This is a genomic window from Klebsiella sp. DY2415, from assembly GCF_026314315.1.
Taxonomy (GTDB): Bacteria; Pseudomonadota; Gammaproteobacteria; order Enterobacterales; family Enterobacteriaceae; genus Klebsiella; species Klebsiella ornithinolytica.
In genome coordinates, this window is the sequence record NZ_CP111115.1 from 2,710,524 (window position 1) to 2,731,043 (window position 20,520).

General features: G+C 56.6%; 22 protein-coding genes and 1 pseudogene. 14 read left to right on the forward strand and 9 right to left on the reverse strand.

Going from position 1 to position 20,520, the window contains the following annotated elements:
* Nucleotides 1-27 precede the first annotated feature (27 nt).
* Nucleotides 28-510: a GNAT family N-acetyltransferase gene (locus OQV00_RS12820; RefSeq protein WP_015584295.1), complete on the forward strand. Its 483-nt coding sequence runs from the start codon at nt 28-30 to the stop codon at nt 508-510.
* Here OQV00_RS12820 and ptrR read toward each other — a convergent pair.
* Complete coding sequence (ptrR, locus tag OQV00_RS12825; protein WP_004862169.1) at nt 464-1,342, reverse strand: putrescine utilization regulator PtrR; 879 nt, start codon at nt 1,340-1,342, stop codon at nt 464-466. The two genes, OQV00_RS12820 and ptrR, sit on opposite strands and share 47 nt — an antisense overlap.
* Nucleotides 1,343-1,460: 118 nt before the next feature.
* Between ptrR and sad the strand changes: the two genes are divergently transcribed.
* The 7 genes from sad to OQV00_RS12860 all read left to right on the forward strand — a co-directional run bounded on the left by sad (nt 1,461) and on the right by OQV00_RS12860 (nt 8,654).
* Nucleotides 1,461-2,846: a succinate-semialdehyde dehydrogenase gene (sad, locus tag OQV00_RS12830; RefSeq protein ID WP_015584296.1), complete on the forward strand. Its 1,386-nt coding sequence runs from the start codon at nt 1,461-1,463 to the stop codon at nt 2,844-2,846.
* Nucleotides 2,847-2,925: 79 nt separating this feature from the next.
* Nucleotides 2,926-3,852 (forward strand): glutaminase B, encoded by a 927-nt coding sequence (gene glsB, locus OQV00_RS12835; protein ID WP_004862165.1) that lies wholly within the window; start codon nt 2,926-2,928, stop codon nt 3,850-3,852.
* Nucleotides 3,852-4,220 carry a DUF4186 domain-containing protein gene (locus OQV00_RS12840; protein WP_032717473.1) on the forward strand — a complete coding sequence of 123 codons (369 nt, stop codon included), beginning with the start codon at nt 3,852-3,854 and terminating at the stop codon, nt 4,218-4,220. Before glsB ends, OQV00_RS12840 begins: the two co-directional genes overlap by 1 nt.
* A 112-nt stretch (nt 4,221-4,332) precedes the next feature.
* Nucleotides 4,333-5,757 (forward strand): GGDEF domain-containing protein, encoded by a 1,425-nt coding sequence (locus OQV00_RS12845; RefSeq protein ID WP_048023611.1) that lies wholly within the window; start codon nt 4,333-4,335, stop codon nt 5,755-5,757.
* A gap of 78 nt (nt 5,758-5,835) precedes the next feature.
* On the forward strand, nt 5,836-6,363 hold the full coding sequence (locus OQV00_RS12850) for a GNAT family N-acetyltransferase (protein ID WP_136342498.1): 528 nt from the start codon (nt 5,836-5,838) through the stop codon (nt 6,361-6,363).
* A 102-nt stretch (nt 6,364-6,465) separates the two neighbouring features.
* Nucleotides 6,466-7,917, forward strand: coding sequence for a tagaturonate reductase (locus OQV00_RS12855; RefSeq protein ID WP_064367565.1), 1,452 nt, complete (start codon nt 6,466-6,468; stop codon nt 7,915-7,917).
* 296 nt (nt 7,918-8,213) lie between these two features.
* Nucleotides 8,214-8,654, forward strand: a complete 441-nt coding sequence (locus tag OQV00_RS12860) for a GNAT family N-acetyltransferase (protein WP_004862154.1) — start codon at nt 8,214-8,216, stop codon at nt 8,652-8,654.
* Between the two features lie 195 nt (nt 8,655-8,849).
* Here the strand turns inward: OQV00_RS12860 and OQV00_RS12865 are convergent, their stop codons facing one another.
* Entirely contained in the window at nt 8,850-9,782 is a 933-nt protein-coding gene (locus tag OQV00_RS12865) for a LysR family transcriptional regulator (RefSeq protein ID WP_004862149.1), read from the reverse strand.
* A gap of 201 nt (nt 9,783-9,983) precedes the next feature.
* Between OQV00_RS12865 and OQV00_RS12870 the strand changes: the two genes are divergently transcribed.
* Nucleotides 9,984-10,712, forward strand: a complete 729-nt coding sequence (locus tag OQV00_RS12870; RefSeq protein ID WP_065906527.1) for a flagellar brake protein — start codon at nt 9,984-9,986, stop codon at nt 10,710-10,712.
* Between the two features lie 36 nt (nt 10,713-10,748).
* Here the strand turns inward: OQV00_RS12870 and tam are convergent, their stop codons facing one another.
* The 3 genes from tam to OQV00_RS12885 form a co-directional block, all read right to left on the reverse strand.
* A complete protein-coding gene (tam, locus tag OQV00_RS12875) occupies nt 10,749-11,513 on the reverse strand; it encodes a trans-aconitate 2-methyltransferase (protein WP_032717468.1) in 765 nt (254 codons plus the stop codon).
* A gap of 200 nt (nt 11,514-11,713) precedes the next feature.
* Nucleotides 11,714-12,004 (reverse strand): hypothetical protein, encoded by a 291-nt coding sequence (locus OQV00_RS12880; RefSeq protein WP_004862141.1) that lies wholly within the window; start codon nt 12,002-12,004, stop codon nt 11,714-11,716.
* 228 nt (nt 12,005-12,232) lie between these two features.
* On the reverse strand, nt 12,233-13,423 hold the full coding sequence (locus OQV00_RS12885) for an MFS transporter (protein ID WP_032717467.1): 1,191 nt from the start codon (nt 13,421-13,423) through the stop codon (nt 12,233-12,235).
* Nucleotides 13,424-13,623: 200 nt separating this feature from the next.
* Here OQV00_RS12885 and OQV00_RS12890 point away from each other — a divergent pair, with 200 nt between their 5' ends.
* The 4 genes and pseudogenes from OQV00_RS12890 (at nt 13,624) to OQV00_RS12905 (ending at nt 16,232) form a co-directional block, all read left to right on the forward strand.
* On the forward strand, nt 13,624-14,070 hold the full coding sequence (locus tag OQV00_RS12890; RefSeq protein ID WP_032717466.1) for a VOC family protein: 447 nt from the start codon (nt 13,624-13,626) through the stop codon (nt 14,068-14,070).
* Entirely contained in the window at nt 14,067-14,612 is a 546-nt protein-coding gene (locus OQV00_RS12895) for a GNAT family N-acetyltransferase (protein WP_032717465.1), read from the forward strand. Before OQV00_RS12890 ends, OQV00_RS12895 begins: the two co-directional genes overlap by 4 nt.
* 12 nt (nt 14,613-14,624) lie before the next feature.
* Nucleotides 14,625-14,801: pseudogene (locus OQV00_RS12900) on the forward strand (LysE family translocator); the annotation flags it as partial.
* A 333-nt stretch (nt 14,802-15,134) separates the two neighbouring features.
* Nucleotides 15,135-16,232, forward strand: coding sequence for a YbfB/YjiJ family MFS transporter (locus tag OQV00_RS12905; RefSeq protein WP_407081735.1), 1,098 nt, complete (start codon nt 15,135-15,137; stop codon nt 16,230-16,232).
* On the opposite strand, the gene OQV00_RS12910 is transcribed toward OQV00_RS12905, so the two are convergent.
* Nucleotides 16,229-17,071 carry a LysR family transcriptional regulator gene (locus tag OQV00_RS12910; RefSeq protein ID WP_064357043.1) on the reverse strand — a complete coding sequence of 281 codons (843 nt, stop codon included), beginning with the start codon at nt 17,069-17,071 and terminating at the stop codon, nt 16,229-16,231. The two genes, OQV00_RS12905 and OQV00_RS12910, sit on opposite strands and share 4 nt — an antisense overlap.
* A 91-nt stretch (nt 17,072-17,162) precedes the next feature.
* Here OQV00_RS12910 and OQV00_RS12915 point away from each other — a divergent pair, with 91 nt between their 5' ends.
* Nucleotides 17,163-18,239 carry an NAD(P)H-dependent flavin oxidoreductase gene (locus OQV00_RS12915; RefSeq protein WP_069475937.1) on the forward strand — a complete coding sequence of 359 codons (1,077 nt, stop codon included), beginning with the start codon at nt 17,163-17,165 and terminating at the stop codon, nt 18,237-18,239.
* A 26-nt stretch (nt 18,240-18,265) separates the two neighbouring features.
* Here the strand turns inward: OQV00_RS12915 and OQV00_RS12920 are convergent, their stop codons facing one another.
* Genes OQV00_RS12920 through OQV00_RS12930 form a run of 3 tightly spaced genes read right to left on the reverse strand, consistent with a single transcriptional unit; the run spans nt 18,266 to nt 20,516 of the window.
* Nucleotides 18,266-18,925, reverse strand: a complete 660-nt coding sequence (locus tag OQV00_RS12920; RefSeq protein WP_160873165.1) for a methionine ABC transporter permease — start codon at nt 18,923-18,925, stop codon at nt 18,266-18,268.
* A complete protein-coding gene (locus tag OQV00_RS12925; protein WP_004862124.1) occupies nt 18,922-19,713 on the reverse strand; it encodes a methionine ABC transporter ATP-binding protein in 792 nt (263 codons plus the stop codon). The genes OQV00_RS12920 and OQV00_RS12925 overlap by 4 nt, the downstream gene beginning before the upstream one ends.
* Complete coding sequence (locus OQV00_RS12930) at nt 19,710-20,516, reverse strand: MetQ/NlpA family ABC transporter substrate-binding protein (RefSeq protein ID WP_004862122.1); 807 nt, start codon at nt 20,514-20,516, stop codon at nt 19,710-19,712. Before OQV00_RS12930 ends, OQV00_RS12925 begins: the two co-directional genes overlap by 4 nt.
* Nucleotides 20,517-20,520 lie beyond the last annotated feature (4 nt).

Consider the following 20,520-nt stretch of genomic DNA (forward strand, 5'->3'; position numbering starts at 1 on the left):
ACAGTAGGCGAAAAAAGGAGCTCGCCTATGTATACCATCGCCCCGACAGCCATAACCGATCCGCATCTGACGGCGCTGATTGCTCGCCTCGATGCCTATCAGAAATCCCTCTATCCGGCCGAGAGCAACCACCTCGTGGATTTGAGCCAGCTGGCGGTGGAGTCGGTGATTGTGCTGCTGATCCGCGATGCCCACCAACAGGCGGTCGGCTGCGGGGCGATTGTGCTCGGCCGCGATGGGGTTGGGGAGATGAAGCGGGTGTTTATCGACCCGGATCATCGTGGGCAAAAGCTTGGCGAACGGCTGCTGGAGGCGCTGGAAACGGAAGCGCTGCGCCGGGACTGCCATACCGTGCGGCTGGAGACGGGAGTTCATCAGCAGGCGGCGGTCAGGTTGTATACCCGCTGGGGTTATCAGACCCGCAGCGCCTTCGCACCCTATCAACCGGACCCGTTGAGCCTGTTTATGGAGAAACTGCTCGTTGCCGATCTTCGTTCAGCTGCGCTATAAACGCCTCCAGCTGACGGGTTTTCGCTCCGCGCCGCCAGACCAGCCAGGTTGTCAGCCAGCGCCACTCTTCGGCCAGCGGCCAGGCCGACACCTGATGATGGCCGGGCATACTCTCCAGCATACTACGCGGGATCAGCGCCAGCCCGGCGCCGGCAATGACGCAGGCCAGCATCCCGTGATAGGACTCCATTTCATGGATCCGCCCCGGCGTTGCCCGGTCGGCGTGGAACCAGCTCTCAAAATGGCGGCGATAGGAACAGTTAGCGCGAAAGGCGTAGACGCTGCTGCCGTTCACCTCGCTGGCGCGGGTAATCGGCGGATGGCCGAAGGGCGCCACAATCATCATCTCTTCCGGAAAGACCGGTAACCCCTCAAGGCCGGGATGGACCAGCGGCCCGTCGACAAATGCGGCGCTTAAGGTGCCCTCCAGTACGCCATCAATCATCGTTCCGGAAGGGCCGGTAGAAAGCGCGAGATGGATTTTCGGGTAGCGCTGGTTATAAAGCGCCAGCGTCGAGGGAATGCGAACCGCGGCGGTACTCTCCAGGGAACCCAGCGAAAACAGCCCCTGCGGCTCATCTCCGGCGACCACCATTCGGGCTTCATCGACCAGCGCGAGGATCTGCTGGCTGTAGCGCAAAAAGCTGTGTCCCGCCGGCGAAAGGCGCAGGCGCTGATTCTCACGAATAAACAGCTCGACGCCGAGGTCGGCCTCCAGCTGGCGAATTCGGGTCGTCAGATTTGACGGGACGCGGTGCACCTTCTGCGCGGCCTGGGTAATGCTGCCGGTGCTGGCGACGGCGTTAAACATCTCAAGCTGGGTCAGGTCCATAGTGTTCTTCTTTTGTGAATAGGTTGCTTAATATTATTCATTTTCAATGAAAAGCAGGGTAAGCCAGAATGAGGTCAATTCGCAATCAACATTCGTCATCAACAGAGAGAGCATAACGATGAATTTATCTGCAACTCACGCGGTTTCCGTCAACCCGGCCACGGGAGAAAGGGTGTCGTCTCTGCCCTGGGCGAGCGAACAAGAGGTGGATTCGGCGATTGCGCTTGCTGAGCAAGGTTATCGTCAGTGGCGTCACGTCAGTCTCGAACAGCGCGCTGACGCCCTGCGTAAAGTCGGTAACGCGCTGCGCGCACGCGCCGAAGAGATGGCGCAAATGATCAGCCTGGAGATGGGTAAACCGATTGCCCAGGCTCGTGGTGAGGTGACTAAATCCGCCAATCTCTGCGACTGGTATGCGGAACACGGCCCGGCCATGCTGGCGACCGAAGCCACTCAGGTGGAAAATAACAATGCGGTGATTGAGTATCGTCCGCTGGGCGCGATTCTCGCCATTATGCCGTGGAACTTCCCGCTGTGGCAGGTTCTGCGCGGTGCGGTACCGATTCTGCTGGCGGGGAATAGCTATCTGTTGAAACATGCGCCGAACGTGATGGGGAGCGCGGCGCTGATTGGCGAGATCGTTAATCAGGCAGGGCTGCCGGCCGGCGTATTTGGCTGGGTTAATGCGACCAATGACGGCGTCTCCCGGATGATCAACGATTCGCGTATTGCCGCGGTGACGGTAACCGGCAGCGTACGCGCCGGGAAAGCGATTGGCGCCCAGGCCGGCGCGGCATTGAAGAAATGCGTTCTTGAACTGGGCGGTTCCGATCCGTTTATTGTCCTGAATGATGCCGATCTCGATGAAGCGGTAAAAGCCGCGGTGATTGGCCGCTATCAAAATACCGGGCAGGTTTGTGCCGCCGCGAAGCGCTTTATCGTTGAGGCCGGGATTGCCGAAGCCTTCAGCAAAAAGTTTGTTGCCGCGGTTGAAGCGCTGAAGATGGGCGATCCGCGTGATGAGGCCAATTACCTCGGGCCAATGGCGCGATTCGATCTGCGTGATGAGCTGCATCAACAGGTAACGGCCACCCTGGCTGAAGGGGCGACCCTGCTGCTTGGGGCGGAGAAAATCGCCGGGCAGGGTAACTACTATGCGCCAACGGTACTGGGCAACGTGACCCCGGAGATGACCGGATTCCGCCAGGAGCTGTTTGGTCCGGTGGCGACCATTACCGTGGCGCGAGACGCCGCCCATGCGCTGACGCTGGCAAATGACAGCGAATTCGGCCTGTCGGCGACCGTGTTTACCGCCAGCGTCGATGAAGCCGGGCGTTTTTCTCGCGAGCTGGAGTGCGGTGGCGTCTTTATCAACGGTTACAGCGCCAGCGATGCGCGCGTGGCGTTTGGCGGGGTGAAGAAGAGCGGCTTTGGTCGCGAGCTGTCCCACTTTGGCCTGCATGAGTTCTGCAACGTCCAGACCGTATGGAAAGACCGTCGCTAACGGAAGTCGCACCTGACGATCGTCGTCGTGCTCTGCTATACTCGCAGCCCGAATTTTGACGGCGGGCAAGGAGCCAGGTGTGGCGACGGTCATCAATAATGCAATGCTGGAGACGATTCTGGCAGAAATCAGGCCGCTAATTGGGCGTGGCAAAGTGGCGGATTATATTCCGGCGCTGGCAAGCGTAAGCGGTAATAAGCTGGGTGTGGCGATTTGTACGGTGGAGGGGCAACACTATTCTGCCGGCGATGCCCACGAGCGTTTTTCCATTCAGTCCATCTCTAAAGTGCTGAGCCTGGTGGTGGCGATGAACCACTATCAGGAGGAGGAGATCTGGCAGCGGGTGGGGAAAGATCCTTCCGGACAGCCGTTCAATTCATTATTACAGCTGGAAATCGAGCAGGGCAAACCGCGCAACCCGTTTATTAATGCCGGTGCGCTGGTGGTCTGCGATATGTTGCAAAGCCGACTGAGCGCGCCGCGACAGAGGATGCTGGAAATCGTGCGTCGTCTGAGCGGAGTGACGGATATCGGGTATGATCCGGTGGTGGCGCGTTCGGAGTTCGAACATTCGGCGCGTAATGCCGCGATCGCATGGCTGATGAAATCGTTCGGCAACTTCCATAATGATGTCGCGACGGTCCTGCAAAACTATTTTCACTACTGCTCGCTGGAAATGAGCTGTGTCGAACTGGCGCGGACGTTTCTGTTTCTCGCCGATCGCGGGGTGGCTCCGCATCTGGATACCCCGGTAATTGCCCCGATCCAGTCGCGGCAGGTGAATGCCTTAATGATGACCAGCGGGATGTATCAGAACGCCGGCGAATTTGCCTGGCGCGTCGGACTGCCGGCAAAATCTGGGGTAGGCGGTGGTATTGTCGCCATTGTCCCGCAGGAGATGGCTATCGCGGTGTGGAGTCCGGAGCTGGATGCGGCCGGTAACTCGCTGGCGGGAACCGCGGTACTGGAAAAACTGACCCAACGCCTGGGAAGGTCGGTATTCTGATGGCCAACATAGATTCCTTATTTGCCCGTCTCCAGCGGTCGACCTTTCGTTCCCGCTTCCATCTTGGTCGCAAAGAGCGGCAGTACTGTGTCGATAAAGGGCCGGAGATCATTGACCAGCACGCGGCGGATTTTATTGCCCGCCGTCTGGCGCCAGCGCATATTCCGAATGACGGTAAACAGACGCCGATGCGCGGGCACCCGGTATTTATCGCCCAACATGCCACCGCCACCTGCTGTCGTGGCTGTCTCGCGAAGTGGCATGATATTCCCGCCGGCCGTGAACTGACAGACCGGGAGCAGCGCTATGTGGTGCAGGTGATCCATCGCTGGCTGGTTATCCAGATGAATTCATCTGGAGGTCAATAATGCGCATTTATCCGCCATGGGTATGCTGGATAAATATTCTCATGTTATGATAATCCGCTAACTAATTATTAACATAATAATTGCCTGAAACAATTAGACGGATAATCACTGAATGTCTTCACTGTCGATTCGGTTATTCACGCTGTTTCGTGAGGAACACCCCGTGCGTGACGCGCTGGTGTTATTCACCTTAACGTTGTTGCTCCATTTTTTCGGTGCCATGCTGCGTCTGGTCCAGGAACTGTCCTTTTTCTGGCCGCTGAATGCCGTGATGGTCGGGATCTTCGCCCGCTATGTCTGGCTCAATCGTAGCTATTTTTATGCCACCTGTTTTGTGGCGATGATGGTGTACGACGGCTTGACCTCACGCTGGGGAATGGGCTTTGCCTCGCTGCTGATTAATTTCTCGAATATTGTCTTTATCGTCAGCCTGGCGCAGCTGTTGCTGTGGGATAAGCGACGGACTGATTCCATGCCGGGCCCGATCAATGTGCTGAATTTGTTCTGTTACTGTCTGCTGGCCGCTTTCCTGAGCGCCGCCGTGGGGACGCTTGGATCGATGGATGTCGAGCGGGAGACATTTATCTCTCTGCTGGCCGATTGGTTTAGCGAACAGTTCTCGACGGCGGTGCTGATCCTGCCGTTTATCCTGACGGTGACGATCCCTTCGACGTTCAGCGGCTTCCGCTGGAGTCAGCTGCTACCGGTCATGGTGCTGGTGCTGTCCATTATCCTTGGCGTCGCCGTAGGGGGAGCCGAAAGTATCACTTTCCCGCTGCCTGCGCTGATCTGGTGTGCGATTCGTTATCCGCTGCCGCTGACCTGCCTGCTGACTTTCCTCACCGGAATCGGGGAGATCCTGCTGGTGGCGAATGCATTAGTTCATCTCTCTCCCGATGCGCATCTGCAGCCATGGCAGCTGTTCTCGACCCGCCTTGGCATTGCGGCGATGTTAATCAGCCCGGTGATTGTGGCCTCAAGTGTTGACGCGATTAATAACCTGGTGAAACAGCTGGCGCTGCGGGCTGATTTTGATTTCCAGACGCGGGTTTACTCGCGTTCCGGTCTGAGCGAGGCGCTGAAGCGTCAACCGCAATCAGAAACGCAGCAGCTTACCGTGATGTTGCTGGATATCGATGACTTTAAGCGGGTCAACGATAGCTGGGGTCACGAGTGCGGAGATTGCGTGCTGACTCAGTTCGCCCAGCGGGTGCGGGATCTGGTGGGCGAGCAGGGGCTGGTGGCGCGTATTGGCGGGGAGGAGTTTGCCGTTGCCATGTTGAGCGCGACGCCGCAGGAGGGTCAGCTGCTGGCGGAGAAAATTCGCCAGGGCGTGGCGGCGCAAACCTTCGTCTGGGGGCCGCACAAGATTAAACTGACCCTGAGCATGGGGCTGGAGTGTCGTCCGGTCGGCGGCGGGCGGATCACCGAGCTGTTTAATCAACTGCTGATGGCTGCCGATGATTATCTTATTAATGCGAAGGAAGCCGGGCGCAATCGGATTTGTACGCCGACGCTGGCGGAACATCAGCCATAAGAAAACGCAATGACAATTCCGCTTGTGTTAAATATAAGTTAAAAAGATAGTGATGTGGTCAATTTCATGGAGCGACCAATGACCACATCCTTTTCTCTTCGTACGCTTTCGCGTGCTGATATTCTCGAAAACCTTTCCCCGCTGAGCGATATTCTGGCCGATTGCGTTAACGGCGGTGCTTCCGTCAGTTTTATGCTGCCTTTTTCATTGCAAACGGCGCGAACGTTCTGGCTGCGCATCGCCGAAAGCGCGGCGGCCGGGGAGCGCCTCGTGCTGGTGGCCGAACATGCCGGGCAGATTGTCGGCACGGTACAGCTGGTCATCGATCAACCGGAAAATCAGCCTCATCGCGCCGACGTGGCAAAACTTTTGGTTCACCAAAATGCGCGGCGGCAGGGGCTGGCTAATGCGCTGATGAATTATCTGGAGCAACTTGCCCGCGAGCAGGGCAAGTCGGTTCTGGTCCTTGATACGGCCACCGGCAGCGGCGCAGAACGCTTTTATGTCCAGTGTGGCTGGGAAAAAGCCGGGGAAATTCCGCGTTATGCCTTAATGCCGGATGGAGCGATGACGGCGACCTCACTGTTCTATAAGATCCTGCAATAACCGAGACAGGTTTGATCAAAACACGGTTTTACTCTTAGAAAAGCTGTTAAGTTATTACACCAATTACTCAGGTTGTATGACCACTCTACGAGGGAACCTATTGTGAAAACATTAAACCGTCGTGATTTTCCCGGCGCGCAGTACCCTGAACGTATCATCCAGTTCGGTGAAGGTAACTTTCTTCGGGCATTTGTCGACTGGCAGCTTGATCTGCTGAATGAGCATACCGACCTGAACGCCGGCGTGGTGATTGTTCGCCCCATAGAGAGCGCGTTCCCCCCGTCGTTGAGCACGCAGGATGGGCTGTACACCACCATTATCCGCGGTTTGAACGAACGGGGTGAGGCGGTGAGCGATGCGCGTCTGATCCGTTCGGTAAACCGGGAAATCAGCGTTTACGCGGATTATGACGCCTTCCTTCAGCTGGCTCATAACCCGGATATGCGCTTTGTGTTTTCCAATACCACCGAAGCCGGCATCAGCTATCACGCCGGCGATCGGTTTGAAGATGCGCCGGCGGTGAGCTACCCGGCAAAACTGACCCGACTGCTGTACGAGCGTTACAGCCACTTCGCCGGCGCGGCGGATAAAGGCTGGATCATTATCCCTTGCGAACTGATCGATTATAATGGCGAAGCGCTGCGCGAGCTGGTGCTGCGCTATGCTCATGAATGGGCGCTGCCGGCGGCATTTACGACCTGGCTGCAGGAGGCAAACGCTTTCTGCTCGACGCTGGTGGACCGTATCGTAACGGGCTACCCGCGTGATGAAGCCGCGGCGATCGAAGCGCAGCTGGGGTACAAAGACGGTTTCCTCGCCACCGCCGAACACTTCTATCTGTTTGTTATCCAGGGGCCAAAATCGCTGGCCGCTGAACTGCGTCTGGATAAATTGCCACTTAATGTCCTGATTGTTGATGATATTAAGCCGTACAAAGAGCGGAAAGTGGCGATTCTTAACGGCGCACATACCGCCCTGGTACCGGTGGCCTACCAGGCAGGGCTGGATACCGTCGGCGAAGCGATGAATGACCCGGAGATTTGTGCATTCGTCGAGAAGGCGATATATACAGAGATTATTCCGGTGCTCGATCTGCCGCGCGCTGAACTGGACTCTTTTGCCAGCGCGGTGACAGGGCGTTTTCGCAATCCGTATATCAAACATCAGCTGCTCTCCATTGCGCTAAACGGCATGACCAAATTCCGCACCCGCATTCTGCCGCAGCTGCTGGCAGGGCAGGCGAAATCAGGTAAACTACCGGCGCGTCTGACTTTTGCGCTGGCGGCGTTGATTGCCTTCTATCGCGCGGAGCGCGATGGCGCAACTTATCCGGTGCAGGATGACGCCGAATGGATGACGCGTTTCCAGACCCTGTGGGCGCAGCATCGCGACGCGCAGATCGGCACCCGTGAACTGGTGAAAGCGGTGCTATCGGTGACCTCTCATTGGGAGCAGGATCTGACGCAGATTAATGGCCTGGTTGAACAGGTAACGCAGGATCTTGATGCCATTCTGCTGCGCGGCATGCGAGAAGCGGTGAAGCCGTTGTGCTGATTTAAACATCGTCGATCAACGTTGACCCGGCCACGGCCGGGTTATTAACTTGCTTTATTTAGTTACAACATACAATGGCTGCAAATCAGAAACAAACCGCGCAGATCTGTAGCGCTGAAAACGGCAATCGCCAGACAGCGGTAAATGCGCGTACAGATAAAGACGAATAAGGGCAAATTGTGCCCCCGCCGCTTGAAGAAATGTCAGGCCAGGAAAATAATGGGGCATCGTAACTGCAAGACGTTAATCGATCGCCCGCGTAACCGGTCCAGTTCGGACATCAGGAGAGATAATCGATGGTTGTTGATATTCGCGAGGTCTGTGCGCAAGACAAGTCGCAATGGCTGCAGCTTTGGCAAGGCTATACCTCTTTTTATGGCAGCCCGCAGCCGGCCGATGTCACGGAATACACCTGGCAGCGGTTACTGGACCACGGCTCACCGGTTCTGGGGCGTGTGGCCGTGGTCGACGATCGCGTAGCGGGTTTTGCAATCTGCGTCCTCCATGAAGGGACCTGGGTGAAAACCCCGATTTGCTATCTGGAAGACCTGTTCGTCGATCCGCAGCTCCGCGGCCGCGGCATTGCCCGGCAATTGATGCAGGCGCTACGGGCGGAAGCCAAAGAGCAAGGATGGTCGCGCCTTTACTGGCATACGCGCACCGACAATCCGGCCCGTCGACTGTATGACGAATTTACTCCCGCTGATGATTACGTGCGTTATCGCATCACCTGTTAAAACAGGTCAAAAGAAAGCCGTTGTTCAGCGTCGCCTGGCGGCTGAAAACAACTCAGGAGAATCAAAAATGGAAAAACGCATCGAGACCGCCATTAACCTGATTATGTTTCTTTCGCTGCTGGCCACCGCGTGGGATCTCTCGCTGGTGCACCATCTTTCCTGGTAACTCTGCTGCGGCGCCTGCTTTGGCGCCGCTCAACCGCGCCGGATGTTTATTGCTGAAGCATGATATTGTGCCAGAAGAGAGGGCACCGTGGTTTTCAGGAAAGATATCACCTGATTGATTGTGGGTGAAATCGGTTTTTGCGGTGGGGTCAAGGCATGTAAATCAAAAGCGGGGATGTGATAACCCGGCAATAGCTCAACCATTTCACCATTGCTTATTTCTTTCATGCATGCCGGCGCCTGAAGAACGCCAATGCCGATGCCGCGTTTGACCAGCCCATAAATAGAACTCCAGTGGGTGGTCGCCACCACCGTATTGATACGGGTGTGAACCACCACGCCATCCTCGTCATACAGTATCAGGTCTCCACCATCAAAAATCCCCTTTACGCGAATAAAAGGATGATGGCGGAGCTGTTCCGGAACGGTAATGGCCTCGCTGTTGCGGAGGTATTCAGCTGAGGCAACAAGTTTTCTTTCAACCTGGCCAAGCGGGTGGGCAATAAAAATCCCGTTTGCTAATTTTCCCAGACGCAGAGAGATGTCGACCCCCTCAGTGACCGGATCCACAATTGCATCATTGAGGGTGAGATCGATTTTTAGCAAAGGATAGGCGGCATAGAGCAGTGCCAATAGTTCTGGCACCACCGTTTCGCCGAAGCAGCAGGGCGAAGACAGACGTAACGTCCCGGCAAGTCGATCTTCCGTCGGTGTCACGGCGCGAATGGCTTCTGCCGCCGCCGCAAGGACAATTTTGCTGTGGTTGTAGAACGTCATGCCATAATCCGTGCAGGTGATAGCGCGCGGATTGCGCATCAGTAAACGTACTGCCAGATATTTTTCCAGTCGGGTGAGGGTTTCACTTACCGAAGATTGCCCCATATGCAGATCTTTGGCTGCCTGCGAGATGCTCCCTCGTTCGACAACCCGGGCATATACGCGCATGGCCAGAATCATATCCATAGCATTTTCCGTATTCAGTATTGGCCTAATTATAGTCTTTTCTGGCGAGTAAATAGCGGCATGCTATAAACCGTTCAATCTGTGCAAACCATAAATAATTTGACTGCAAAATAACAATCGTATTAATTGATATTTATTATCGTGTTTATTGACTTAAGTTTATTTTTATCTTCACTTAAGATTTGCGCTGAGGTGAAGTATATGTCAAGAATACATCGTACGAATAAATATGATTTAATGGGTTTATTGAGAGAGGAGTTAAAAAATAAAAGTCTCCTGCAAATACACACGCAAGATAACCTGATGACCACTCAGTTGAAAGAGGTGAGTGCCGCCGGTTTTACCACCGACCTTGATATTTCTGATGGTAAAAAATTATCCTTTACTATTTTTAGCGAGAATGGAAAGGCTAATTTTTTTTCACGGAGAAAGAAGGGTGTAGCGAACAGTATCGGGACACTATTTAATCTCCCGGATAGCATTACAATAACCCAGAGAAGAGCGCATCCGCGCCTGACGACGGCGCCGGACTATCCTTTCTTCTGCCATGGCCGTTTTCGTAATGGCAAAAACTATCATTTTGCGATCGATAATCTATCCTGCGGCGGCTGCGGATTAATAGCGCATCAGGCATTCAGTGAATTAAAAGTCGCTAACCTGTATCTGAAGCAAGCCATATTAAATCTTGGTGCCTATGGCGAAATAATCGTTGATCTGGCGATAAAAAATATTTATAGCCCCCCCTGTTTTGGCCGCGACAGCCGCGTTGAATATCGTATTTCATGTCAATTTATCTTTCGCCACGAGGACGATAAACAGCGGATGGAAGACCTTATGCTTGAGTTGACGATCAATGAGAAAAGAAAAAAACGCGTAATGCCAGAAAGCGGTCATTACAACGACAAAAACGACGCTGACGCCCGGCGATAGCGCATTGCGTGGCTATCTCGCCGGACGTCTCTGTCATCAGAGGCGAGGTTTGCGCTGCGCGACGATAAACAGTCGTGGGAACAGCAGCAGGACCTTTCCGTTACGCTGTAGCGGATAGTGTTGCTGCAACAGCGCCAGATAGCGTTCGAGGAATCCCTCCTGCTGCCCGGCATCGAGCGGTTGCAGGTAGGGGCGAAGCCCCGTGGATTGCAGCCAGTCGATAATCGCCTGGTGCGACTCCAGCGGGTGGTAATATGTTGTTCGCCAGATATCCACCTCGCAACCGCAGGCGGTGAGAATATCGTAATACGCCTGCGCACCCGGCAGCGGATGACGTCCGCTCTCCGGGAATCCCATCTCCTGCGCCACCTGACGCATAAGCGTGTGGGAGGGTTCCTGCCAGTTGTCCGGCATTTGTACCGCCAGCAAGCCGTTATCCGCCAGCTGATTAACGAGGTGCGGAAACAGGGTTTCATGATCCGTCAGCCACTGGAGCGATGCGTTCGCATAGAGAAGATCCGCGGGGCGTTCGGGTTGATACTGGCGAATATCGGCGGCGACGAACCGGCAGGTCGGCAGCGCCCGGGCGGCGTCATCGAGCATCGCCGGTGAGCTGTCGACGCCGACAAGGGTCGCTTCCGGCCAGGCATGATGCAGCAAAGCGGTGCTGTTACCAGGACCGCAGCCCAGATCGACAGCGAATGTGACGGGATGCTGTGCAATACGGGCGACTAATTCAGCGGCGGGGCGCGTACGTTCAGCGCCAAATTTCAGATACAGGGAAGGATTCCAGTCGGCCATGGGTGACTCCGGGTAAGATATACGCGTTCATCAGCATAGAGGGCAATGCCGTCAGATAAAACGTCTTTTGCACGCGATGAAGGAATTGTCACCCTTTTTGTGACAATGTCACGCACGAGCGGTACGCCGCACGTGCCTCAGCGTTTACACGTGGGCTATGCCGGGGAGCCCGGCATGTGTAATGTGCAATGTGCGGGCGGTTAATCGCTCTCCTTGAGCGCTTCGGCGCGTTTCGCCGTGGCATAGACGAAGTCCAGCATCGGCTCCAGATCGGTGTCATACCCGGCCTGAATAATTTTACCGCGCAGCCATTCGATTTCGCTGGTGATATCCGGATGGAAGATATTGTTGTCCTGAGCTTTACGCAGCCATTTCAGCAGGAAATTGTTCTTTCCTCTGATTCCACCCGATTTTTTTGATTTTCCATGAATTTTCAGCGCGACTAAGATGCAGTAATAGAAATGAACGCGCTGATTAAAGCTTTGATGCATTTGCGTATTTCCCGCCAGGCTCAAGAACTCACCGTCGTGGTCAGTGATTCGGATTGGGTTACGTCACGGGCCGGATCTTTAATTACGCGATCTCTGTTATGCCACCCGCCACGTCAGTGCGCCTGTAACCAGACGTGACAAGGATGTTGGCACGGATGCGGAATCACAGTCAATTATTGATTAGTTTTTTACCGGCTCCGGTAACCTGCGGCTACCGGAGACCGTCGCTCATACGTGGCGCAAAGCGGCGCGTTGCTGCAGGTGGACACGAAAAACCAGCAGGAATGCCAGCACGACGACCACCGCGGCCAGCAGATAAATTGTATCCAGTGCATAATAGCCGGCGACCCAGCCAGCCAGCGGGCCGGTCAAACCCAGCGCTAAATCGAGAAAGGCCGAATAGGTCCCCAGCGCCGTCCCCTGGTTTTGTTCTTCAACCTGTCTGACCGCCTCCACGCCCAGCGCCGGGAAAACCAAAGAGAAACCGCTGCCGGTCAGCAGTGCGCCGAGGCCGGCTATCCATGCGGAAGGCGCGAGCCAGATAATCATCAGCCCGAGACACTCGACCACGAAGCAGACCAGAGAGACGCGGACGCCGCCATAGCGGGTAATTACATTGCCTGCGACCAGGCGAACACAGATAAACCCGGCGCTGAACAGGGAGAGGGTAAATGCCGCGCCTTGCCAGCGATGCGCGGAAAAGTAGAGCGTGATGAAGGTCGCGATGACCCCGAATCCGACGGTTCCCAGGGCCAGGCCCAGGCCATAAGGCCAGATCTTGCGTACCACCACGTGGAACGGCGCCCGGATACCGGCGGTGACGCTGACATCCTGGCGCGTACGGGCAAAGAGCAGGCCAATCACCGCCACCAGAACGACCACCGCGGCAAAACCGCTGATACCAAAGACGCTGTTGAGCATCACGCCGAGCGGCGCGCCTACCGCCATCGCCACATAGGTGGCCACGCCATTCCACGAAATCACTCGCGAAGTATGGATCGCCCCCACGGTTTTAATTCCCCACAGCGTTGCTCCCGTCGCGGTAAAGCTTTCACCGACGCCGAGGAAAATACGCCCAATCAACAAAGCGCTAATCGCCAGCACCGGCACCGATTGCAGCGCCACAGCAACCAGTGTGAACAGACCGCTCAACAGGCAGCAGACGATCCCAAGACTGACGACCTTTTTCGGCCCCCAGATATCCGTATAGCGTCCGGCGTGCGGCCGACTGAACAGCGTCGAAATGTACTGCAGGCTGATAACAACACCGGCAATGAGCGTACTGTATCCCAGCTGGTAATGGATATATCCCGGCAACACGGCAAGCGGCAGGCCGATGGAGAGATAGCAGATACAGGTGAAAACGACGATCGAGATAATGCGCAGATTAAGCTGAGTATTACTGACTGAAGAGGTCATAACATCATGGTATTTCAAACGAAGGTGTGAGCAGCATAGCGCAGACCCGGTCATTCGGACGAGCACAGGATGCGTTTTTCCGCTGTTTTAGCCAAACCCACCAAAATTAGCGTTGGGACAAGACGAATCTGTGCAAGTCTGCGTATTCAATGTATAAATTTTCTACTGGCTCTATTCTGTGTTCACCGTCAGGAGGGAAGATGACAAAAGATTTCACCGATATCGCCGTGCTGTTTGTCGCGGGATTTGGTCCCATCACGCAAAACACCGCGCTGAGCCATGCCTTTTATGGCGAGACGTTAGGTTTACCGTTGAAACGGATGGCGGGTAACGATGACTATCTGCTGACCGAGCAGGATGCGCTGGCGGGAGTGAAACATTTTGCCCTCTGGCCGCTGGCCCAGGCGGCGTTCTCCTGCTTTGGCAGTGAAGAGTGGCCGGCAGATCTGCCCGTTCCCCAGGCGTGGATTGAATTTGAAGTGCGCGATATTCAGGCCGCCACCGACGTGCTGATGGCCAAAGGATACCAACTGCTGATCGCCAACCGGGAAGAACCATGGGGTCAGACCGTCACCCGACTGCTCAGCCCGGAAGGGCTGCTGACGGGCGTCACGATTACGCCATGGCTCCGCGAGGAGGCACCGTGAAAGCGCCACTCTTAACCACCGACAGGCTGCGGCTGGTCCCGCTGGTCAAAGACGACGCGCCGCAGATTCAGGCGGTGTTTCCGCAATGGGAAATCGTGCGCCATCTGGCGGCCAGTTTTCCGTGGCCGTTCCCGGACGACGGCGCGTCTCGTTATGTGAACACGATTGCCTTACCGGCTGCCGAAAAGGGGAGCGGCTGGTTCTGGACGATTCGCCGCCAGGCCGCCCCGGAGCAGCTTATCGGCCTGATTACGCTCTCCGACCAGGCGGATAACAATCGCGGCTTCTGGCTGGATCCGGCCTGGCAGCGTCAGGGGTTAATGACCGAAGCCTGCCGCTGTGTGACCGACTTCTGGTTTAACACTCTCCATCGGGAGGTGCTGCGCGCGCCTAAAGCCCGCGACAACGATGGATCGAGGAAAATATCGATGAACAGCGGCATGCGGCTGATTCGCGTAGAGAAACAGCAGTTTACCGCGGGCATGCTGGATGCAGAATTGTGGGAAATCACCCGGGAGGAGTGGAACCGCCTGGTGCGCTGAAGCACGATGCGGCTCGTGACCAACATCCTGAAATGGTGTGGGGCAGCCTACTTATGCTGGCCAGGCTTTCAGCTTCTGCTTCGTCCACGTCAGGCCTTCGATACGCGCCAGTCTACCGCGCCTTCTACCAGCAACTGGTTTTTAAAAGGAGTGCTCGGGAACGTATTAAATCCGAAAATGGGGGTATTTATGCTCTTTGCGGCCAGACTGGCGCTCAGTCACCGCTAACCGTTACGGGGGCTGCAAGCCCCCCGCATTTATCCGTCGCATTGACCACCACACTTCGTTGTTCAGCGAAGCATCTTCATCGGGTTCCTCTACACTGGCAGCAGTGGTCGGCCTGCGCTCCGCGTTTTCTGCTGGTCGGCCTGTTTATTACCACGACACCAAGAGAACAGTAGAAACGTCATTCTCTTATTGAGATTTTCAGCGGCGAGGTAGCGAGTGAACAGGACGAAACAGCGGCCGGAACGTCAGGCTTTGTGGCTGGCGCTGGCCGGTGCAGTGGTGCTGATTATCGGCATGGGATACGGGCGTTTTGCCTATACCGGAATTCTCCCGGTAATGCTGAATGAGCAGATTCTATCGCTGCGGCAGGGGAATCTGGCAGCGTCGGTCAACTACGCGGGTTATCTGATCGGGGCGCTGCTGCTGTCGAAAGCCCGACCGGCTGACAGCACCCGCCTGACTCTCGCTTCGGTGGCATGCACGTTAGTGTGCCTGGCGCTACTGGCGTGGGTGAGTTCGCCCTCGGGGATCATACTTATCCGCGGACTGGCGGGGGTGCTGAGTGCGGTGACGATGATCGCCGCCTCGCTATGGCTGCTCCAGCATATGCAACACCATCACGGTGCGCCGGTACTCTTTTCCGGCGTTGGAATGGGGATCTTTTTATCCGCCGAAGGTATTTCGCTGGCGAAACATGCGGCGCTCTCCAGCCCACAAATCTGGCTTATCTGCGCCGCGAGCGCGACGATCCTCTTTTTACTGGTCGTGCGCGTGCTGCTGACGCCGGCCCATGAGGTGCAGACCTGGCCGCCGCAGTCGCCGGCTTTAACAGCGACGGATGGACAAACCGCCGATGCCTGGCGATTGCTGGCGATATATGGTTTTTCTGGCTTTGGTTACATCATTACCGCGACCTACCTGCCGCTGTTTTTATCCGCTTCGCTGGCGCAGATCGATCCCGTGCAACTCTGGGCGCTGTTTGGTCTCGCGGCGGTCCCTTCATGCTTTATCTGGCACAAACTGGTGATCAAACTGGGCTTCCGCCGGGCGCTGACCGCTAATCTGCTGATACAGGCGGCGGGCGTGGTACTGCCGGCTCTCAGCCAGACGCTCCTCGCTTGCCTGCTCAGCGCGCTGCTGGTCGGTTTTACCTTTATGGGCACCGTTACCATCGCGCTCCCGGAAGCCAGAAGGCTGAATCAGCGGGTAAAATTCAATATGATCGCGGCGATGACGGCCACTTATGGTATCGGACAGATTATCGGGCCATTTGTCGCCGGGACGCTGCATAACCTGACGGGATCGTTTAATCCCTCATTGCTTGCGGCGGCAGCGTCTCTGTGTCTGGCGGCAGGGCTGGTTGCGGTCAGGTCAGCGCGCGCGCATCCTTAAAATTGGATGCCCGCCGTCAGCAGTTGCCGCATTTCACTGAGCGCAGGGGACATAGATTCCCGGCGCCAGATGAGCTGAGTCTGTACCTGCTTAAGCGGCTGAATCTGGCAGTTGTCTGGCAGGGGCAGGATATCTATTACGCTTTGCGGCAGGATACCGCGATAACCACCGGACGCAATGCAGGCGATCATGGCGTGGTATGACCCCACATCCTGAATCTCGATATGCGCATCGGAGGCGAAAAACGCTTCCGCGATCGCCCGATAGCTGCAGCCCCTGGGAAAAGCGGCAAGTCTGATATCAGCCGGCCCCTCTGGACTCACCAGCATCAGCTGCTCGTCAAAAACGGGGATCGCGTCGATGTCCGTCGGGCGGACAAGCTCACCTTCGGCGGTAACCGGCAGACTCACCAGCGCGCAGTCGAGGGCGGCACGCTGTACCAGATCGGTCAACTGCTGCGTAGGCTGGGTGTGCAACGTCAGTTCGACCTGCGGACAGATGGCGCGGAACCGTGGAAGGAGGTAAATAAGCCGGCTCGCGGCTGTCGCTTCCATCGCCCCCAGGCGCAGGCGCCCGGCGGGGTTTGTCGGGTGCAGCGCCTGTTTCGCCTCTTCGCCAAGGCTGAGTATTCTTAGCGCGTAATCGAGGAACTGCTTGCCGGCAGAGGAGAGCACCATTTTTTTATTGCCCCGCACGAACAGCTCGACATCAAGCTCTTCTTCCAGCTGCTGGATGCGCGTGGTGATGTTTGATTGCACACGGCCCAGCTTTTTGGCTGCCCGGGTAATGCTTTGCTCTTCCGCGACAATTTTAAAGATCAGTAACGTGGCGTGGTTCATATTTTTCTTCTAAATATGGAAATGATATTGATCTTAACATCTCAAAAAGAGATGTTAAGCATTCAGCATCACACATTCAAACAGGGTGACCATGAGTAACCGCTTTACGCAGAGACTGGATATTGCCTATCCCATCATTCAGGCGCCGATGGCCGGGGTCTCAACCCCAGAGCTGGCTGCCGCGGTGAGTAACAGCGGCGGGCTCGGCTCGCTGGGGCTGGGAGCCGCGACCGTTTCCCAGGCCGAAGCGCTGATTGCGCGTACTCGTCATCTGACCACGCAGCCCGTCAATGTCAATCTGTTTTGCCATGCGCCGGCGCGCCGGGACCCGCACACGGAAGCAAGGTGGACCGCGCTGTTGCGTCCGCTATTCGCTCGTTTCGGCGCGCAACCGCCCGAGACGCTGACGGAAATCTATCAAAGTTTCCTTGTGAATCAGCCCATGGCCGAGCTGCTACTTGACCTGGCGCCAGAGGTGGTCAGTTTCCACTTTGGCGTGGCGGATAAGACACTCATTCGCCGGCTGAAGGAAAAAGGTGTGCTGACCATGGCCAGCGCCACCAGCGTAGACGAGGCACAGCGGGTCGTCGCCCAGGGCGTCGATGTGGTGATTGCGCAGGGGTATGAGGCCGGAGGTCATCGCGGGATCTTCGATCCTCGCGGCGACGATCGGCAAATGAGTACCTTGACGCTGGTCCAGGCGCTAAAGCGGACGGTGTCGATACCGGTTATTGCCGCCGGGGGGATCATGGACGGTGCCGGGATCCGCAGCATGATGCATCTGGGCGCAGAAGGGGTTCAGCTGGGGACCGCGTTCCTGCTCTGCCCGGAATCGGCTACCGACGCCGGATATCGCCAGGCGCTGAGCGGTGAACCAACGCCAGAAACCGTGATGACTGCGGCGATTTCCGGTCGCCCGGCGCGCTGCATTGACAATGCATTTTGTGAAACCGGCCGACGCAATCCCGACGTTATGCCCCCGGACTACCCGCTAGCCTACGACGCGGGAAAAGCGCTGGCGGCAGCGGCGAAAGCGCAGGGCGAATGGGGATTTGGGGCACATTGGGCAGGACAGGGGGTCGGGATGATCCGGGCGTTGCCGGCAGCGGAGCTGATGCAAACGCTGATCCGGGAGGGCGGATTTTCCACCCAGCCGTCGCGGCGGTGATGGCGACCTGCCGCGACGGCTGATGTTTAACGACGGTGGGCCAGTCGGCGGACCAGGCTGTCGCCCGCCATCTGCACGCCCTGCACCAGGGCCACCAGAATCAGCACCGTGCCGACCATCACTTCATTATTAAAGCGCTGATAGCCATAGCGAATCGCCAAATCGCCCAGCCCGCCGCCGCCGATCACGCCGGCCATTGACGAGAAGCCAATCAACATCACGATAGTCAGCGTGACGCCAGCCAGCAGGGTTGGCAATGCTTCCGGCAGTAGCGATTTAAAAATTACATGCCAGACCGTGCCGCCCATCGACAAAATGGCTTCAATACGTCCGTAATCCACTTCATCGAGCGCGTTTTCCGTCAGCCGGGCGAAAAAAGGGAAGGCGCCAATCGTTACCGGCACCACCGCCGCCGTGCTCCCGAGCGTCGTACCGATAATCAGCCGGGTAAACGGGATCAGGGCGATCAGCAGCACGATAAACGGCAGCGAGCGACCGAAGTTAATCACTGCCCCCAGCAGCGCGTTGAGTTTCGGCATCGGCAGCAACCCGTTTTTACGCGAAATAAACAGCACCACGCCAACAGGAAGGCCGAGCAGAACGGTAAATACCGCCGCCAGCCCCACCATATACACCGTCTCCAGCGTCCCGTCCCACAGCAGCGGCCAAAGGTCATCCCAGCTCATGCGACTGTGCATAATGGCCTCCGCTGATAACCATGACGAGCAAGAAAATCGCGTTCCGACTGCGGATCGTGCAGCAATGATTGACGCAGCTTCGACCACGGCGCCACCAGCAGTTCGGCGATACTGCCGCTTTCGACGATTTCGCCATTTTCCAGCAGCGCGGCGTGGTCGCACAGGGTTTTGACCACCTCCAGTTCATGGGTGATCAGCACAATCGTCAGATTCAGACGCTGATTAATATCTGCGAGCAATGCCAGCACCGAGGCGGTGGTCTCGGGATCCAGGGCGCTGGTCGCCTCGTCGCACAGCAGGACGTCCGGCCTTGACGCCAGCGCTCTTGCAATACCCACGCGCTGTTTTTGCCCGCCCGATAGCTGGGAAGGGAACGCGTGGGCTTTATCGCTAAGCCCGACCAGCTCAAGCAGCTCCGCGACTCGCGTCTGACGCGCCGTTTTGGTCATGCCGGCAATTTCCAACGGCACAGCGATATTGTCGGCGACGTTACGTGCGTGCAGCAGGTTAAAATGTTGAAAGATCATCCCGGTACGCAGGCGATAAGCGCGCAGCGCGGCTTTATCCATCTGCGTAATATCCTGTCCGTTCACAATAATGCGGCCCGATGTGGGCCGCTCCAGCAGATTCAGACAGCGGATCAGCGTACTTTTTCCCGCGCCGCTGCGTCCGAGGATGCCGTAAATCGCGCCCTTCGGGACCTGCAGCGACACATTGTTCAGCGCCGGTCGGCCTGTTCCGGCGTAGGTTTTACTCAGCCCGATCGCTTCAATCATGATTTCGGGGTAACCGGGATAACCGAGCCGTTATAGCGTTGACGGATAAATTCAGCCACCTGCGGCGAAGTCAGGTCTTTCGCCAGCTGTTTGATGCGCGGATCGCTTGCCAGGGAGGGATTGGTGACCAGAATGTTGGCGTAAGGGTTATGGCTGGCGCTCTCAAGGCCAAGCGCGTCTTTTGCCGGCGTCAGCCCGGCTTCCAGCGCATAGTTACCGTTGATCACGGCCAGATCGACATCGTCCAGAGAGCGCGGGATCTGCGGCGATTCAATTTCGAGAATCTTCAGATGCTTCGGGTTTTCCACAATATCTTTGGGCGTCGCCAGCGTCGTGGCCGGGTCGGTGAAGGAGGAGGCCAGTTTGATCAGTCCCTGGCTTTGCAACAGGAACAGGGCACGGCTCAGGTTGGTGGTGTTATTGGGCACGGCGACGGTGGCATTTTCCGGCAGTGAAGCAAAGTCTTTGTGCTTGCGCGAATAGATACCCAAAGGCTCAATATGAACCGTGGCGGCGACGGCGAAGGTCTTGCCCAGCGCCTTTTCCTGATCCTTCAAATAGGGGACGTGCTGGAAATAGTTTGCATCCACGTCGCCGTTTGCCAGCAGTTCATTGGCATTTACGCCGCTGGTCAGTTCGACCACCTTCAAATCCAGGCTCGGATCGATTTTCTTGATGTAGTTAAGGATCTCCGCATGCGGAACCGGGTCAGCCGCTACGCGTAAGGCGGCGGCCTGCGCTGATGTCCAGGCGAAAGAGAGAGACAGAGCAACCCCTGCCAGTTTAAAAGCGGCAATTTTCATGGTG